Here is a 16,720-nt window from a genome sequence, read left to right on the forward strand (position 1 = left end):
TCGCCGTCGAGAGCGATCGCGATGTGATGACAATGAAGAGTCCGCACCCTGACCTATCGGACCCAAATCTCTCGAGTCTCATTCTGCGGCTCGCCATTCCCTCTGTTGTTGGCTTATCGATCAACGCGCTACAGCAGGTCGTCAACGCGATCTTTGTTGGCGCACTTGGCGCACAGGCGATTGCAGCTGTCAGCATGGCCTTGCCAATTGTGGTCCTGCTCGCGGCGGCTGGACAGGGGATCGGTGTTGGAACAGCATCGATCATATCCCGTCATCTTGGCGCTGGTGAGTACCTGGAGGCGAGTAAAGACGCGAGCACCGCACTTGCGCTCGCGGCTCCGATCGGTATCACTATTACGTTGGCTCTGCTTCCAAGCCTGCGAGGGATCTTCTTAACGCTCGGCGCGACTCCAACCATCCTGCCCATGGCGCTCGACTACGCAGCGACGCTTTTGTTCGGGTACACGTTGATGCTTCTCAATATCGTCAACGGATTTGTTGTCAGAGCCGAAGGCAATACACGATTCAGCATGTGGACGATGGTTGCCGCCTTCATACTGAACGCTGTGCTTGATCCCATATTCATATTCCTACTGGACCTCGGTGTGCGAGGCGCGGCCCTCGCAACGCTGGTGTCCCAGATCGCTGCGATCAGCCTCTATATCGCGTATTTTACGACGCTCCGCGGGATAGTCCTCGTCAGGATGTCTCACGTCTCGTTGCAAGCCGATCGCATCAGACAGCTCGCCTCGATAGGTGCGCCGGCGTCCACGACCAGTATTTTATCTGCTATTGCCGTGATGCTCTTATACGGAGCTGCCGCACCGTTCGGGGACGAGTCCATCGCGGCCGTGGGAATAGCTGTGCGGATCTTGACGATCGGCGCACTGCCTATCACTGGCTTCTGTATAGGCTCTCAAGCTGTCCTCGGTTTCGGCTGGGGCGCACGGGACTTTGCTCGAGTGCTGAAGGCTGCGAAGCTCATACTCTCTATAAATGTCGCTTTTTCGGTTGCGTATTCTGCAGCCGTTATGACTTTTGCCCGGCCTTTGGTCAACCTGTTCAGCGATAGCGATAAGGTCAGGGAAATTGGCATCTCGACCTGCATCGTCTTCCATCTGTTTTTTGGACTTTTTGGTATTGAGAGTTTCGTGACGACGATGCTTCATTCGTTCGGGAGAGCGCGCCTCAGTGCGGTTGTGTCCTTCGCGAGGCAAGGCTATCTTTTCATCCCGGCCGTACTGTTATTCCCGGTCATATCGGGTTTCAACGGAGTGCTGGCCAGTCAAGCAATCGCTGAACTGGGCGCCGGAATGATCGCGCTGTTTGTCATGTTCCACCAGTTCGCTGAGCTCAGACGGGCGCTCCGGCACCCTGCTTCAGGACCAATCGAGATTGTGGGGTGACCTGACAACACATGTCACCGGAGCCCAGAGCATGAGGCCTAGCCGGGGAGGCGTTGCGCTCCAAAGTCATGACGAGCGCTATGTGCAGAAGTCATGCGCAATAGTATTCGTCTTGAGCGTTAGCGCTGGGTGTTGCAGGCCACCGCAACGACAGTCGGCAGCGGACGCCGAGCCGGACCTGCGAGCCAGCCGAGATTGGTACCGCGTGATCCCTTGGGTCATTCTATTTTGAGAAGGAGTTCGCTGCCTGGCTCGCCTCGGCTCGGCCTCGAACCATTCGCGCAGCTGGGGCGTAACCGCGCCACGTAGCCGAGAACGATCTAAAGCCGCGGCGCAAAAACATGCGGTACATTTCCCCACCGCTCGCAACGAGTGCAGCTGTTGCGCTTCCTCAAGAAAAGGAACTTCGGATCGCATATCGCCCCACGAGCACACAAAGCGCGTGCCAGCTTTCAGCGAAATGACCGAATGCTATTGACGTCGTCTCAGGCGCACGACCGCGAGAGAAGGGGCTTGTCCATCTATGAAAGCGCTCACGACGTTAGGAGCCGCCATCGGCACAGCTTTGGCGCACGAGATCAGCTTTTCGGGCGGACCAATATATGATCCCGCTCCCCCTCTGTTTCCCCTTGAAGCGAAAATGTTGGGAAACGTAGCCCTGCGCCGTCGGCGTGAATTCGCTTGGGGGCGGCATCACGCTCACGAGGCATTGCATCGCCTCGGCTTCACTCCTGTTCCGATTTTGTCTAGAAGTGATCGGGCTCCGCTTTGGCCTCTTGGAGTCGTCGGGAGCATTTCCCACTCTTCTTCCGACTGTGGCGCCGTTGCGGGACGCTCAAGGAACGTCCTCGCTCTGGGATTAGACATCGAAGATGAAGAGCCGCTCGGAGCCGACCTTCTGCCAATCATATGCACCTCCGCGGAACTACAGCGTCGGGAATGGTCCAGCAATCGCTTTGGCCCGAAACTAATCTTCGTCATCAAGGAAGCTGTATACAAGTCCTATTCGCCAGAAACCGGTGAATTCCTCGATTTTCAAGATGTCAGTGTCAGGGCAGGTGACCAGAGTGGGTTGTTCGAGGCGGAGATCATCAATCCGGAAAAACCTACAAGTTTCGGCAGCCGCACTATCAATGGAATTTATCTCCCGTTTCTCGGAGGCATCCTTGCATTGGCGGTGCGATTTCGAGGCTCGGAGTGTAGCGCTACGAAGCTTGCAAACCTTGCCCGGGGCATTCGCGTGGAAATGGGTTGATCCGGTAGGCATTGGTGCCCGCTAGACAGTCGATGCGGCGGCCTGCCGTTGCCGACGACGATGGTCGTCCTGCATTCACGTCAGACGTCGAGGAGGAGGAGGGGGCATTGACCGGGTTGTCCTCGCGCCTGAACGTATAAGCAGCTCTATCTGTTCAACGGGCACAGCGGGCGGCAGCAGGGATCCTGTCGTCGTTTTCGTTCCGAAGAATTGCCAGCGGCTTTGCGGTGCCTGCCACAATGTTTAATTCGACCTTGTCGACCCGCGTGAAAATCAGGCTTCGCTGCCTCATCAGCATTTCCGCGTCCACAATTCATGCCCGCGGCTTGTTGTTCGGCCATTGTCGGCCGGCGGCCTGCTCACAAACCGCTTCTGCATCCGCCGCATCCGTCCTGTTCGGCTGGACATAAGGCGTCACATAGGGGGCACCATGCGGACCAAATGTCGCAGCGAGGTAATCTCTTGCCCAGAGCGGGCCCTTGCAAAAGCCATGAAAAAAGTCTGAGAGAACTCTGATCCTTAAGCGAACGAACCCAATCCCTGAACCGTTCTATCGCGGCCCCAGAGTTGGGCTTTCGCTGGCAATGCACTATCGGGCAGCCGAATACTCATATGCTTCAATCGGAGTCTGCGCCTTGCATCGGAGGATCGGCTAACCCAATGATTAAAGCTTGGCTGGACTTTCCGATATTTGAATTGTTCGCGGTCCTCATCACTCTTTACGCAACGACCGGCGCTGTCATTGTGATCGCGAGTTTCAGCCCCGCAACGGTTGTGCCGATGCGCCGCGTAGAAGGCGTGGTCGCTCCGTTCTTCGGCACGGTCGGAGTGTTGTTTGCGTTCCTCACCGGATTTTTGGCCAATGATATAACCGATCGCAACCGTCAAGCGGCCCGCGCGGTGCAGTCAGAGGCGGCGGAGCTGCGCAACATCTACGCTGTTAGCCATGCGTCCGTCTCGGATATGGCCAGCCTCCGCTCAGTGGTTGCGAAATACGTCGCCGCCCTCGTGGACGATGAGTGGCCGGCGATGGCACAGGACCAGAAGGCCGATTCGCCTGGTCCCGCCTATGACGCCTTGCTGCGAGAAGTGAGTGATCCGCAGATCGCTCAAGCAGCGGGCGGGGCAGTGCAGACGGCCTTGTTAAATGCCGCAGTCGGAGCGGGCAGCGCGCGCTCCGAACGGCTCGCCTTGGCTTCCGACCGCACCATCGATGCCAAATGGATACTCGTCCTCATCCTTGGCGTGGTCACACAAATATCGATCGGATTGGTGCACCTGAAGAAGGTCGGTGCGCAAATTACGGCACTAACCGTGTTCTCAATCGCCGTCGTGATAGCGCTGGGACTCATCGGCCTGCAAGAGCGTCCGTTTTCCGGTGATATCCGAGTAGAACCGGGACCACTGGCAGAGCTCACCAAAATCGCAGCGGAATGAAGATGCATCAGCTTCTTACAGTGAATGCAAACCATTTCCGCGTTGATGCAACCGGGAGATTTGTCGTACTGACGTTGTGGTGAACTCGATCGCCGTACCGCTTTTTGGTATCGATGTCAGGTTCTTCGACGCCCTCGCCGCGCCATTCGAAGCCGACCTCGGCAAATGCGAACGCGACCATCTCGCGCACCGACCGCGGCTCGCCGGTTCCGGGCTTGTCGGCCTGCGGGATCATGTGCTGTCTTCGACATGATCTCGTGCATGCCTTCAGTCGCGGCTGGCGTCGAGGTCGTCGAGATAGAGCGAATCCTCCAGGCCGGCCTCAATGCGGCGGCGCGGGTGCTCTGACGGGCGACAAGTCCCGCCGTGGACTTTTTATCCGTACAATCTTCTTCAGTCGTTGCCTGTTGTCAGAAAGGCCCGGTAAGCCTGCTGGATGCCATCTTTCAGGGAGGTTTTCGCGCGCCAGCCCAGCTTTGCGAGTCGGTTGACGTCGAGCAACTTGCGGGGCGTACCGTCGGGACGCGAGGTGTCGAAAGTGATTTCACCTCGATAGCCGACGATGTCGGCAACGACGCGGGCGAAGTCGCCGATGGTGATGTCCTCACCGGTGCCGATGTTGACGAGATCGGCCCTCGAATAGGTCTTCATCAGATGCACGCAGGCATCCGCCATGTCGTCGACATAGAGGAATTCACGGCGTGGCGCGCCCGTGCCCCACACCATGACGCTTCTTTTATCAGCGACTTTGGCTTCGTGAAAGCGGCGGATCAGGGCTGCGACGACGTGGCTATATTCGGGGTGGTAGTTGTCGCCGGGGCCGTACAGGTTGCTCGGCATCACGCTGATGAAGTCGCTTCCGTACTGACTGCGATAGGCTTCCACCATCTTGATGCCGGCGATCTTGGCGATTGCATAGGGCTCATTGGTGGGCTCGAGCGGACCGGTCAGCACCATATCCTCGCGCAGCGGCTGGGGCGCAAGTTTTGGATAGATGCACGAGGAGCCCAGGAACATCAGCTTCTCGACATCATTGAGATGAGCGGCGTGGATCAGATTCGCGGCGATCGCAATGTTGTCGTAGATGAACTCGGCACGCAGTGTATCATTTGCCACGATGCCGCCGACCTTGGCGGCAGCCAAGAACACGACCTGTGGCCGTGCCTTGGCGAACCAGCCAAACACCTGAGCCTGGTCGCGCAGATCGACCTCGCTTCGCTCCAAGATGACGAGGCGCGCATCTTCCTGCACAAGGCGCCGCATGAGCGCGGCCCCGACCATACCGCGATGGCCGGCGACATAGACGGATTTCCCTTTCAGCTCAAACGGTGTGGCGGCCACCGGCGGCCTCTTGCTTCGCCTCGTCTAGATCGCTTGCCACCATCTCCTGCACGAGCTGCGCAAAGCTGCGCTTCGGCTTCCAGCCGAGCTGCTCGCGCGCTTTGGTAGCATCCCCAATGAGAAGATCAACCTCTGTCGGACGGAAATAGGTCGGATCGATTCGGACCACGGTCTTACCGCTCTTCGCGTCAACACCAGTCTCATCGATGCCCTTCCCGCGCCACTCGATGCGGCGGCCGACCTCGGCAAATGCTAGCTCGACCATCTCGCGCACCGACCGCGTCTCGCCGGTCGCGAGCACGAAATCATCGGGTTGGTCCACCTGCAAAATCATGTGCATGCCCTCGATATAGTCGCGTGCATGCCCCCAGTCGCGCTTGGCTTCGAGGTTGCCGAGGTAGAGCGTCTTCTCAAGACCGACCTCAATGCGGGCGACGGCGCGGGTGATCTTACGGGTAACAAAGGTCTCGCCGCGGACTGGGCTCTCGTGATTGAAGAGGATGCCGTTACTTGCGAATATGCCGTAGGCTTCGCGATAGTTCACCGTGATCCAGTAGCCGTACAGTTTGGCCACACCATAGGGCGAGCGCGGATAGAACGGCGTGGTCTCCTTCTGGGGGACTTCCTGAACCAGGCCGTAAAGCTCGGAAGTAGAAGCCTGGTAGAAGCGTGTCTCTTTCTCCAGGCCAAGAATCCGGATCGCCTCGAGCAGGCGCAGCACGCCGATCGCGTCGGCGTTTGCAGTATATTCCGGGCTTTCAAAGCTCACGCCGACATGGCTCTGGGCGGCAAGGTTGTAGATCTCGGTCGGTCGGATCTGCTGGATCAAGCGGATCAGATTGGTCGAGTCGGTCATGTCGCCGTAGTGCATCAGAAACGGCACATCCCCGGCATGCCGGTCCTGATAGAGATGATCGACGCGCGCGGTATTGAAGGAAGAGGACCGCCGCTTGATGCCATGCACGACATAGCCGAGCGATAATAGATATTCGGAGAGATAGGCGCCATCCTGTCCGGTCACGCCGGTAATCAAAGCGACCCGCCGTTGAGAATTCTGACTTGTCAAATTCTACCCTGGTGCAAACGAACCGATCGGTTTTACGTGCCCCTCAGTCACCCTCCGCCCGTTACCCCGACGGAAGCTGTTCAAGCTCTCAAAACCATCCACGGTGATAAAGAAATCAATGCCAAAGGACAATAGACGTTTACTACATTGATTTTACGGAGTTTTCGCCTGGTGCTCGATTTTCCGACACCGTGATGACTTGAGAGCGTCTACGCCAAAGTCGTCCCGAGGCGGCTTAAGGCCTTAAACCCAGCTTCAACCCCTTATCTGCAATCGCAGGCTCGTCATCCTGTTATTCGGGCGGCGCAATCTTCGGAGCAATCAAAGATAGATGCAAATCGTGAGGAGCGCCGTGAGCGAAACAAGTGAAATCCGTCGAAAAATGCAACCTGACGCGGAATTTGTGCGCCGAAATACGAACTCGTTGCACTCATCGAACGCGAAAGCTGGCTACCATGCACTGCAAGCTCTAACCTTTTTCACGCCCGATTGTTTGAAAATCGCTGAAGAATCACAAGGTCAAGCACATTTTCAATTCGGCAGGCGACGGCATGACTGGCCATCTCTACCGCCGCGCGGATGCCAGAGCCAGAAATTGTGCTTGGATTCCAAGCGAAGATAAGCCTGCTCGTAGGACTGTGTTTAAGTTCGACAGGGCGCCGGCTGGCGTGGAGCGCCGGATAGAAATCGCCGCCAAGTAAAGGAGCTCGAGCACCGCGCCGAAGCAGAACTCCGAAAATTCAAGTGAGAGTAGATGCGGCGACAATTGCGATCGAAGCCGAACCGCCGCTATCGAACAACGAGCCGGGTAACCGCCCGGTGACGTTGCGACAAGGGCGCAGGAAGCACGGTTGGAAGCTAGGTCATTCATCCCACTTGAATTTCGGAACGCGCGATCCGTATTATCTTCCTCATGTAGGGCACGCGGGAGATCTCCAAATGGTGGATACGGCTACCGCCGAGCTTCTGCGCGCGGTCCTCGAGGAGGTCTGCGCACGCATTTCGCGCTACGAGACTGGGGTCCGCGCACATGTTGCCGCTAAGCTTCTGGAAGCCGCCACCAGAGGTGAAACGATACCCGACCGCCTCAAACAGATTGGCCTCGAAGCACTTCGCGATGCACCGACCATGTGGCGGTAGGCGCGGACGATACGATCTCCCACGCAGGTGAATTTCCAGGTTACCGTTCTTAAGATCCTTGCGAGCTACCCGGACGGATTCGCGTCAATGGCGGAGCTCAAACGCGACATGGCCATTCTAGCGACGAGTGGTCGAGACTGGGCCGAGCGCACCAAGAGAATGGCCGCCCGTGTCCCGAACCTCGACATTTTTTCGCAGAAGCTCGTTGAGCGGGTAAATGGTGGCTGGCGCATCACAGAAAAGGGTCGCACCCTCCTCGATCTGATGGAAGCGCGCCTGGTCGCCACGGAGGCGCCGTCAAAGACGAGCGCATCTGCTTCCGAGCAACGCGAAGCGGACGATTGATCAATTGAACCCTGCCGGTGATATCATGCTGCGCCGCGCCGAAGTGCGATGTTTCGCCGCCCAGGTCCTCGGCGCGATCGGAATTTCAGGTCAGATCTGGCGACGGTCGTGAAAAGATCCCAGAAGCGCGCATGGTGCGCGTCGCCGCCGATCGGTTACGCGTGTGGCAGCGCCGTTTACCGGGCGAGCTGCGTTATAAAGCAGTCGCGCCGGCTTCGCTGATGCGCGCAAAGGGGCGGCTGAGGTTGACGACCGTTCGGTCGCATCAGTGACGCAGGACCGCAGCGGTGGTCACGTCAAGCCTGTTCTGGCCGAGACGCAAACCTTTCGTCGCACGCCGAGCGGCAGGGGGGGATGATGCTTCCCCCGAGAAAGGAACATCAAGTTTGAGTTTATGTCGGACTGTGCGGTTGTTCGATGTCCGGCTCCTGCACGGCTGCCGCGTTGAGCTCTCAGAGATCCTTTAGATCAATCATCAGGGCACCAAGCCTCGCGGCATGGGAGTTGACGCTCGTGAAGATCTGGCGGCGGCGACCCTCCTCGCCAGCTTGTCGCACTCTGCGTGGATGAAGGCACATAACTGCTGTCTCGGGAAGGGCTGGCGGCTAGCGGCAACGTCGTGCCTGGACTTATACTGTCTAATTCGACGCCGCGGTCAGCCTCGGCCTCAACCATCTTATGGGCGATAATGCAGAGTAGCGCGATTGCGGCAGCCCACAATGCGAGATGCTTCCACCAGCAAAACTCACGCTCAGACCCTTCGCGTGCGATGGCAGCAGCCAATCCTCCCAAGGTCATCCCTGCCATGACCAAGACAAACAAATCAATGCCTTCCATAGGCGCTCCGTTCAGCGGGGCGCGCAAATCGTGCCATGATATATCCTGTTGGTTTAAAGGCGATCACGCGAGCGTCCATCCGACAGGACTATTGAACGTCCAACTATGCAAGCAACTGCGTCCTGTCGAGCAAGCCAAGATCCGTTTAACTCTGCCCGCCATCATGGAGTTTCCGGCGTCTAGCGAAAGTGCGCCGCTAGCGTAGGCACAAAGTCGGAGGCCGCAGGACCTCATTCAAGAGGATGCAACTCCGTTGAACTATCCCTACAACCTGACGCTACGTACGGTTCAACCCCCGGCGTATAAGGAATCTTGGATGGCATCAGGTTGTGCGATCTCAAGTCAGCCGCTATTCACACATGCGAGTTGCGCGACCGAACTTTCCGGTACGGATCTCTTGAGCGACATCAATGCGTTTTCCGAGCGTCTCCATCAACGTTGTATTTGTAGCCGAACAACCGACTTGCCGGATTGCTGAGGCTATGGGCTCGGATTGCTGGGCAGTCCGGGCCCGCCACTTACGAATCACGTTTAGAACGCGTGCCTCCAGCTCGCACAAATCGCTTTCGGTGATCGAGGATATCCCCAGGTAAGTCCAAACGCCGAAAGACGCCTCTGATGAAAAACAAAAAGCAGAGGATCACTATGATTGCGGACTATCGCCAGCCGACCGCAGCGGACCATGAAGCAACCAATTGTTGCGTTGCTGACGATTCGAATGATTTGATGTTCGGCAGCCCTTCCTTGGAAGGTGCCGGTGCGAATTGCTCGTGAAAGCACCGTTCTCCATTGCGGCACGTTGCTTGCTTTGTTCAACGTAGCATCGCCACCCAGCCTGGTGATGTAGGGGCGGGCCAGGTGCGCCCCTGCTCGTGCGTCAGGCCCGCTCCGTTCTTTCTCTGAGCCAGGAACGTTCATCGACCTGGCGGCAATTCGCAATAACACCGCCTAAGCTCAAAGGCGCCCGGAGGATACGCGTATGCAATGTCTTCATGAATCGCAGCCGCAGCATCGCTTTGTCGTATGCGGCCGGAACTTGCGAAAGACATTGTCCAATTTGCGACGTACCGTCGGAATTGTTGAGCTTGAGACACCAACCGTCGTCCTCGATGACTCCGACACATCCCTACATCGACGCCCAAATTTGGAAGTCGGTTCACAGGCATGAGACTCGCCGTTTCAATTCAACTCCCTGCAGCCTTTGGAGAGATAGTCGATGCACAACGTCGTCTGTATAAAGCAGGTTCCGGACTCCGCGCAGATTCGCGTGCATCCTGTGACCAACACCATCATGCGCCAGGGCGTGCCGACGATCGTCAATCCTTACGACTTGTTCGCGCTCGAGGCAGCGCTAGAGTTGCGCGACAAGATTGGCGGCGAGGTCACTGTTCTCACCATGGGGCCGATAGCCGCCGAAGACTCGCTGCGAAAGGCACTGACGTTCGGTGCAGATCGCGCGGTGTTGCTCACCGATCGTGTTTTCGCAGGGGCCGATACGCTTGCGACCACTTACGCGCTGGCAACGGCCATTCGTAAAATCGGAGAGGAGTATGGGCCACCCGACCTCATCTTTGCCGGCAAGCAGACGATCGATGGTGATACCGCACAGGTTGGGCCTGGTATTGCCAAACGGCTCGGAGTGGTGCAGCTCACTTATGTCGCCGCGATCACGAGCCTGGATCTGGCGTCGCGCGCGATCGAGGTTGAGCGACGCTCGGAAGGCGGTGTGCAGGTGTTGCGCACAAAGATGCCATGTCTCATTACCATGCTAGAGGCGACAAACGAGATTCGGCGAGGGAGCATGATGGATGCGTTGCGTGCGGCACGCACCGACATCGTCAAATGGAACGCGCAGGACGCAGGCGTTGCAGATATCTCGAAATGCGGCCTTAAGGGCTCGCCGACTATCGTCAAGCGTGTTTTCGCCCCCTCCAAGCGCGCCGAGAGAGCAATGCTGGTGGAGGACGCCGAGCAGCCTGTACCGGCGTTTATCGACGCGATCTTTAAGCACCGGCCAAAGCTGGAAACTGAACTTGCAGCCCTGGCGCGCGCTTCTGATCTGAAGCTGTAGCGATGAGCCGTTGAAATCTCCCGCTATTGTCGCGCCGTGGTGCTGCCCATGAAGCCTTGGTACAAGATTCTATACGCCCAGGTGCTGATCGCCATTGTCATGGGCACCGTCGTCGGCTGGCTGTGGCCCTCGCTTGCCACCAACGACTGGATCAAGGCGATGGGCGACGGCTTCGTCAAGCTGATCAAGATGGTGATTGCCCCGATCATCTTCTGTACCGTGGTCTCGGGCATCGCCCACATCCAGGACGCCAAGAAGGTCGGCCGCATCGGCGTCAAGGCGCTGGTCTATTTCGAGATCGTTTCGACGTTTGCGCTCGTGATCGGGCTCGTCGTCGGCAATCTGGTTCGCCCGGGTGCGGGCTTCGGTGGCGCAGCGGCGAACGCAAAGGCGGTCGTCAACTACGCCAAGCAGGCTGAGGGACAAAAGACCGTTGACTTCATTCTGCACATCATCCCGGACACTGTGGTCGGCGCGTTTGCGCAAGGTGAGATCCTCCAGGTTCTGCTGTTCTCTGTGCTCTTCGGCTTCGCCATCATGGGGCTCGGCGAGCGCGGCCACGCAATCCGCAACTTCATCGACGATGCCGCCCATGCCGTGTTCGGCGTCATCGCGATCGTGATGCGCGCAGCGCCGATCGGCGCATTCGGCGCGATGGCCTATACCATCGGCACGTTCGGCACCAGTGCGATCCTCAATCTGATCGGGCTGATCGCGACCTTCTATGCCACCGCTGCGCTGTTCGTGTTCATCGTGCTCGGAACCATCGCGCGTCTTGCCGGCTTCTCGATCTTCCAGTTCCTCGCCTACATCAAGGACGAGCTGTTGATCGTGCTCGGCACCTCGTCGTCGGAAAGCGCGCTGCCGTCCTTGATGGAGAAGCTCGAGCGGCTCGGCTGCTCGAAGTCCGTGGTTGGCCTTGTGGTGCCCACGGGCTACTCGTTCAACCTCGACGGCACCAACATCTATATGACCCTGGCGAGCCTGTTCATCGCGCAGGCGCTCGGCTTCGATCTCACGTTGGGCCAGCAGCTCACCATCCTGGTGGTGGCGATGCTGACCTCGAAAGGCGCCTCCGGCATCACCGGAGCGGGCTTCATCACGCTCGCCGCGACGCTGGCGGTGGTCGATCCGCGGCTCGTGCCGGGCATGGCAATCGTGCTTGGTATCGACAAATTCATGAGCGAATGCCGCGCGCTGACCAATCTCTGCGGCAACGGCGTCGCCTGCGTGGTCGTCGCTTGGTGGGAAGGCGAACTCGATCGCAAGGAGCTTAGTGGGCGGGTCTGCCGCTAAATCGATCGGACGAGTATCAGAGAACTACGACGAACTATGCAGGCCTGACGCCTTTGATGCAGTGCGATGGCGACCAGCTCGTGCTGGCTCGGCAGCGAGGCTAATCTCTGCGCCGCTGGTGGAAGGAGTAGCAGCAGCACGTCGAGACCCGTCGTTGGATTTGCACAATCATGCAACTATTGCCGAGGGAGGCTTGACCGGAGAGCGACCCGCCGGTCCAATTTTTCTCCGCCAGAACGAGATGCCAGGGGACTTCACGGTCAAACCATGGACAGATAGTGGTTGGGGGCTCTCGAACATCGGACGCGAGCTGGCGAAGAGGCCGAAGGCGCATGTGGAGGCGGCGGCATCGCGTCTTCGCCGTGGCAGAACTGCCTTGCTACGACGCCGCAACGAGCCCAGACTATCTCCGGAGAAGTTCTGTTAACGCGTCAATCCCGCTCGCCGAGCAACGGATCTCGTCAATTTCCCGAGATAGCGTAAGTGCTCTTGCCCGAATAGCCGCTACATTCGACCGATCTAGAACGGGACATCTAAGTTCGTTCAGGCGTTGGTTCAGTTCGTTCAGCTGAGCCTGAAGTCGTTCGATGTCCGCATCTCGATGTGTTGGCGATTTGATGGTCCAGGCTCGCCGCGCTTGCATGACTAGTCCCCTTCTTTAACTCGCGCCAACTGCTTAGCAGAGTTCGTGGCCGGAATTGGCAATCCCTCTCCGAGCGCCTGGCGGTTTAACGCCGCACCGAAGCTGCTCTTTTATCTGCCAGTTTCATCAATCGCTACCATCTTGTTGAGCGGCAAATGTCGCCGACAATAGAGTGCGTTGCCGGCCGGTGGACAAATAAGGCTTGCCTGCGTTGTTGGAATGACTTGAATCTAACGTAGCGTCAGGTTGTAGGACTAGCGACAATCGTGAACAAGCTTACGGCCACACGCGAGTCGATGTAATCGGATCTCGAGGAGAGTTGGCTGCCCGCGAGGTCAACGCATGTGCGGAACGTTCCAGTCGAATGCGCGATCAAGGGAGGACAAGCGATGCCAGGATTGCCATTGGTCCCAACGCGCCTTTCGAAACGCTCGCTCATGGCCGGCAATGCAGGAGAGGGCAGCCTTGAGCGAGGGCGGCGCATCCAGTGCGTCCGTCACCCCTGCTTGGCGACGTCGGCGACTAGCAGAATGAGGCCTGCATTGAATAACATCGATACCGCCGTCCGGCCAAATAACGGCAGGGTTGTCTCTCGCCGGTCGCCTGGGCAACCGTCACGGTCTTCCCAAACTGCTGCGAAACGACTTGGTGTGGTCTAACCACGGCGACGGTAAACATAGGGTCCTTTCGAAGCCAAAGGCCGTAAAAATGCCGCCGCTCGTTTCAAACGACGAAGCGTTGGCGACCCGTAACGCACGAGCAATGGAGCTTGGTGCGTGGTCAGTGATGACTGAACTAACGCTTTACTTCATACGCGCCTGATAGGCTCGAATCGAGGTCATGTTCTGCAAAGTGGATCAAGCGATCGAGCCACGCGGACCGCCGCTGAGTTGTGGCGTTCAAAGGTGCTGGGTTTGGGGTGCTTCCATCTTCAGCGCCAGGTTGAGACGCGTCCACGCAGCGCCGAGCTGTCGGTGAGGACACAATGGCGCATCTCATCGATGCAGGACGTGGATGGATCTGGAAGTGGTCGTCTCGTCAATCGGGGGAGCGGTGCCGCTTTCTCGAGGGGCGCCTAGCGACATGCGCCCGTAGGTCGTGACAGTAGAAGGGGCAGACTGGCATTGCACAGCAGTGCCAGCCTGGAACGAAGAAGGTTCGAGCAGACGTGATCTACATCAGATCCGAAGCATCTGCGTGGCAAAGGGGGTAGCATGAGAGCGCAGATTGTGGACCAGCTCGAAGCTGGTCGCGTACGATATGGACAATTCGCCAGCGCACCAGGATCAGGTCCTTGCGGTCTCTTCTTTGTGCAGGGGCCCTGCGGCTGCAAACTAAGAATCATTGGATTGCTCCGTCCGCGCTGGGAGCATGTCTCCGTCTCGACACCGCGGCGTTGTCCGAATTGGCAGGAGATGTGCTTCGTCAAGGATCTCTTTTGGGAGGAGGAGGAGTGCGTGATGCAGCTTCATCCGCCCCAGTCCGAATACGTGAACAACAGCCGTTACTGTCTGCATCTCTGGAGGCCGACTAGCCAGGAAATTCCGATGCCGCCCTCGGGGTTCGTCGGTATAGTCGGGATTGGCCCATCTGAAGCGGCCACACTGGCTGCGCAAATACGGGTCAAGTCACACTGACCGATTGGACCCGCCTCAAACTGGAGCTCGCACGATCAAGGACAAGCTCATCCCACTCGTGAAGGATAATGGGCTGCGCGCCGATCCGCCGGCGGAATGCAATTGACCGGCCATCGATCCATTTTGAGGGTCTTTGAAAACTCCGCCCATGGGTCCATAACCCAGTGTGCGGAGCGGTCCTTCCCTCCTGGTCATTCGCCCGCGTTGTCCCGATTTAAGAAAACCCATCCACTGTTCGGATATGTTCAATCGATACAATTGATTTTACGAACTGCCGAGAACGGCGGATAAAAAAGGCCGGTCCGGAGAGACGTCAGGGCGTATCAGGATGGTTAGCCGCGAGAGGAATTCTCAAGTCTGCGTCGAGCATCGAGGGCGGATGCCAGTTTCAGTAACGTGTATTCGCCGACTCGTACCAAATATTGCCGGGGCCCCGTGGTCGGCGACGTCAGCAAACCTTCGTTTAGGTCTTCCAACCTCTTCGATGTGGGCTACCTACCACCGTACACTTGAGGCACGCCTCGATGTCACCTTAGCCTCCCGACGAAGGCGAGAGCTGTCGAGTGTAGGTGTCTGATGCTTCTTCAAAAGGATCGTGTGCAGTGCGGTCAAGTTGCGCCGAGGGTTCAGAAACGGTCCCTGTTAGATCTGGTGCGAATGGCCCACACGCTCGATATCATCTCGGTCGTGTGTGACGATCTGGCCGTGTACGAACCATTATTGAATATGCTGATTTCAGCGGGCTGCGTCCCATATCTGTTCCACAGTGCACATGAATTTCTGAATTCAAAGCGTTGCATCAGCACGTCTTGCTTGATCGCGGACGTGCAGCTGCCGAGCACGAATGGGCTAGACTTGCATGAGCTGCTCGTCACGTCCGGAAGCGAAATTCCCACCATCCTTCTTTTGGCCGAACTCGACGACGACAACCGAGCTCGCGCGTTGAAAGCCGGCGTGTCGCACTTCCCGCGCAAGTCATTCAGCAATGCCGAGCTGCTCGCGTGCATCAAAGCGACCCTCAAAGACCGGAGGACGCTTCGGAGGGCCCCCTTAATTTGATCGGGCCCGGCTTGGCGACGTCTTCGTGCGTAACCACCGGAGTCGGCTCCTGGCCGCAAATCGGATACGAGTTCTAATCACGCCGAAATTAAATCGTTTCGGGGCAACAAGCTCGCCTTCCAAGGCATAAGACGATCAACGCAAGCCACCAGAGTTCGGTTGATATCATCGCATGGCAGGCGCCGCCTGTGCATCAAGGAGTTCAGACGTCAACCGAAGTACTGCCGTAGTTCAAAGAAGTCGACCGAAACTCAAAAGCGATCCGTGCGAGAGGCCTAAAGCGCATGCTAGACCCTAACCCTTTGGAAGTTCACCACCAGATCGTTTCACTTCTGGAAAGTCAAAGCCCCGTTATCTTGGACATCGGCTCTTATGACGGAACCGACGCGAGACGTTTTCTCCAGCTTCGCCCCGAAGCACAGTTCTACTGCTTTGAACCTGACCCTCGAGTGTTGGTTCGCTTCAAGAGGAACATGCAGGACGTCAAGAATGTGAGGCTGTTTGAGTTCGCGATTAGCGATCGAAACGGGAGTATTGAATTTCATCCAAGTAATGGAGATGGAGAGGCGGAGGGGTGGGACCTCTCGGGCTCAATACGCCGGCCAAAGAATCATCTTGCTGAGTATGATTGGGTTCGATTCGATCATCCGATCTCTGTTGAAACGCGAAGGCTGGATGACTGGAGCAGCGAAGTTAACCTGAACAAGATTGATTTGATCTGGATGGATGTTCAGGGAGCGGAGTCCGATGTCATCGCTGGCGGCAGACGGACCTTGAGCAATACACGCTTCATCTACACGGAATATAGCGACCGCGAGCTTTATGAAGGGCAGCTGTCCTTGCGAGCCATCCTTGATCTCTTGCCATCATTCGAATTGGTAACGGTCTATCCTCGCGCAGTGGAGGGTGATGTATTGCTTAGGAATACGAGCTGTTAGCTCGGCCTCTGCTTTTCTTTACTGTCCGAGGTGCTTCGGTAAATCGAACCCGAACAGATGCGCAAGAAACCGAAATAGGCCTGTTCGCCAATCAGAGATCCGTGGCGCGGTACCCGTCGCCAGTAGTTGAAGGGCATAGAAAATCCATGCCCTAGGCGCTTGCCGCACGCGGCTTTTCTTTCGAGTTGCACGATCGGTGAGCGGGAAATGGGCGAGCCGAGACCCCTGGCGTGGCCAGGGATATTGAGC

Annotated in this window: 12 protein-coding genes and 1 pseudogene; 10 read left to right on the forward strand and 3 right to left on the reverse strand. The window is 57.6% G+C overall.

Going from position 1 to position 16,720, the window contains the following annotated elements:
- The first annotated feature begins 26 nt into the window (after positions 1–26).
- From NLM33_RS37165 to NLM33_RS37175, 3 genes are all read left to right on the forward strand, one after another.
- Positions 27–1,406 carry an MATE family efflux transporter gene (locus NLM33_RS37165; protein WP_254103399.1) on the forward strand — a complete coding sequence of 460 codons (1,380 nt, stop codon included), beginning with the start codon at positions 27–29 and terminating at the stop codon, positions 1,404–1,406.
- 523 nt (positions 1,407–1,929) lie between these two features.
- A complete protein-coding gene (locus NLM33_RS37170) occupies positions 1,930–2,661 on the forward strand; it encodes a 4'-phosphopantetheinyl transferase (RefSeq protein WP_254103400.1) in 732 nt (243 codons plus the stop codon).
- A gap of 660 nt (positions 2,662–3,321) precedes the next feature.
- Positions 3,322–4,098 (forward strand): DUF4239 domain-containing protein, encoded by a 777-nt coding sequence (locus NLM33_RS37175; protein ID WP_254103401.1) that lies wholly within the window; start codon positions 3,322–3,324, stop codon positions 4,096–4,098.
- A 7-nt stretch (positions 4,099–4,105) separates the two neighbouring features.
- Here NLM33_RS37175 and NLM33_RS49875 read toward each other — a convergent pair whose 3' ends face one another.
- The 3 genes from NLM33_RS49875 to gmd form a co-directional block, all read right to left on the reverse strand.
- The gene (locus NLM33_RS49875) at positions 4,106–4,333 is read right to left on the reverse strand and encodes a hypothetical protein (protein ID WP_371930035.1); all 228 of its coding nucleotides are present in this window, start codon (positions 4,331–4,333) and stop codon (positions 4,106–4,108) included.
- A 158-nt stretch (positions 4,334–4,491) separates the two neighbouring features.
- Positions 4,492–5,439 (reverse strand): GDP-L-fucose synthase, encoded by a 948-nt coding sequence (locus NLM33_RS37185; RefSeq protein WP_305880503.1) that lies wholly within the window; start codon positions 5,437–5,439, stop codon positions 4,492–4,494.
- On the reverse strand, positions 5,420–6,505 hold the full coding sequence (gmd, locus tag NLM33_RS37190; protein ID WP_254103402.1) for a GDP-mannose 4,6-dehydratase: 1,086 nt from the start codon (positions 6,503–6,505) through the stop codon (positions 5,420–5,422). Before gmd ends, NLM33_RS37185 begins: the two co-directional genes overlap by 20 nt.
- Positions 6,506–7,444: 939 nt before the next feature.
- Here gmd and NLM33_RS37195 point away from each other — a divergent pair.
- The 7 genes and pseudogenes from NLM33_RS37195 (at position 7,445) to NLM33_RS37225 (ending at position 16,471) form a co-directional block, all read left to right on the forward strand.
- Entirely contained in the window at positions 7,445–7,645 is a 201-nt protein-coding gene (locus NLM33_RS37195) for a hypothetical protein (protein WP_084801537.1), read from the forward strand.
- A gap of 27 nt (positions 7,646–7,672) precedes the next feature.
- Positions 7,673–7,936, forward strand: a pseudogene (locus tag NLM33_RS37200) (hypothetical protein); the annotation flags it as partial.
- A gap of 1,509 nt (positions 7,937–9,445) precedes the next feature.
- The gene (locus tag NLM33_RS37205) at positions 9,446–9,601 is read left to right on the forward strand and encodes a hypothetical protein (RefSeq protein WP_254103403.1); all 156 of its coding nucleotides are present in this window, start codon (positions 9,446–9,448) and stop codon (positions 9,599–9,601) included.
- 442 nt (positions 9,602–10,043) lie between these two features.
- Positions 10,044–10,898, forward strand: coding sequence for an electron transfer flavoprotein subunit beta/FixA family protein (locus NLM33_RS37210; protein ID WP_254103404.1), 855 nt, complete (start codon positions 10,044–10,046; stop codon positions 10,896–10,898).
- A 48-nt stretch (positions 10,899–10,946) separates the two neighbouring features.
- On the forward strand, positions 10,947–12,194 hold the full coding sequence (locus NLM33_RS37215; RefSeq protein WP_254103405.1) for a dicarboxylate/amino acid:cation symporter: 1,248 nt from the start codon (positions 10,947–10,949) through the stop codon (positions 12,192–12,194).
- A gap of 2,937 nt (positions 12,195–15,131) precedes the next feature.
- Positions 15,132–15,533 (forward strand): response regulator, encoded by a 402-nt coding sequence (locus tag NLM33_RS37220; protein WP_254103406.1) that lies wholly within the window; start codon positions 15,132–15,134, stop codon positions 15,531–15,533.
- Positions 15,534–15,817: 284 nt separating this feature from the next.
- Entirely contained in the window at positions 15,818–16,471 is a 654-nt protein-coding gene (locus tag NLM33_RS37225; protein ID WP_254103407.1) for an FkbM family methyltransferase, read from the forward strand.
- Positions 16,472–16,720 lie beyond the last annotated feature (249 nt).

It is taken from the genome of Bradyrhizobium sp. CCGUVB1N3, assembly GCF_024199925.1.
Lineage (GTDB): Bacteria > Pseudomonadota > Alphaproteobacteria > Rhizobiales > Xanthobacteraceae > Bradyrhizobium.

Excerpts from the sequence above, each read along its gene's own strand:
- NLM33_RS37165 (WP_254103399.1), top strand. The coding sequence starts at position 27 with ATGACAATGAAGAGTCCGCACCCTGACCTATCGGACCCAAATCTCTCG.
- NLM33_RS37170 (WP_254103400.1), top strand. The coding sequence starts at position 1,930 with ATGAAAGCGCTCACGACGTTAGGAGCCGCCATCGGCACAGCTTTGGCG.
- NLM33_RS37175 (WP_254103401.1), top strand. The coding sequence starts at position 3,322 with ATGATTAAAGCTTGGCTGGACTTTCCGATATTTGAATTGTTCGCGGTC.
- NLM33_RS49875 (WP_371930035.1), bottom strand. The coding sequence starts at position 4,333 with ATGATCCCGCAGGCCGACAAGCCCGGAACCGGCGAGCCGCGGTCGGTG.
- NLM33_RS37195 (WP_084801537.1), top strand. The coding sequence starts at position 7,445 with ATGGTGGATACGGCTACCGCCGAGCTTCTGCGCGCGGTCCTCGAGGAG.
- NLM33_RS37205 (WP_254103403.1), top strand. The coding sequence starts at position 9,446 with ATGAAAAACAAAAAGCAGAGGATCACTATGATTGCGGACTATCGCCAG.
- NLM33_RS37210 (WP_254103404.1), top strand. The coding sequence starts at position 10,044 with ATGCACAACGTCGTCTGTATAAAGCAGGTTCCGGACTCCGCGCAGATT.
- NLM33_RS37215 (WP_254103405.1), top strand. The coding sequence starts at position 10,947 with ATGAAGCCTTGGTACAAGATTCTATACGCCCAGGTGCTGATCGCCATT.
- NLM33_RS37220 (WP_254103406.1), top strand. The coding sequence starts at position 15,132 with ATGGCCCACACGCTCGATATCATCTCGGTCGTGTGTGACGATCTGGCC.
- NLM33_RS37225 (WP_254103407.1), top strand. The coding sequence starts at position 15,818 with ATGCTAGACCCTAACCCTTTGGAAGTTCACCACCAGATCGTTTCACTT.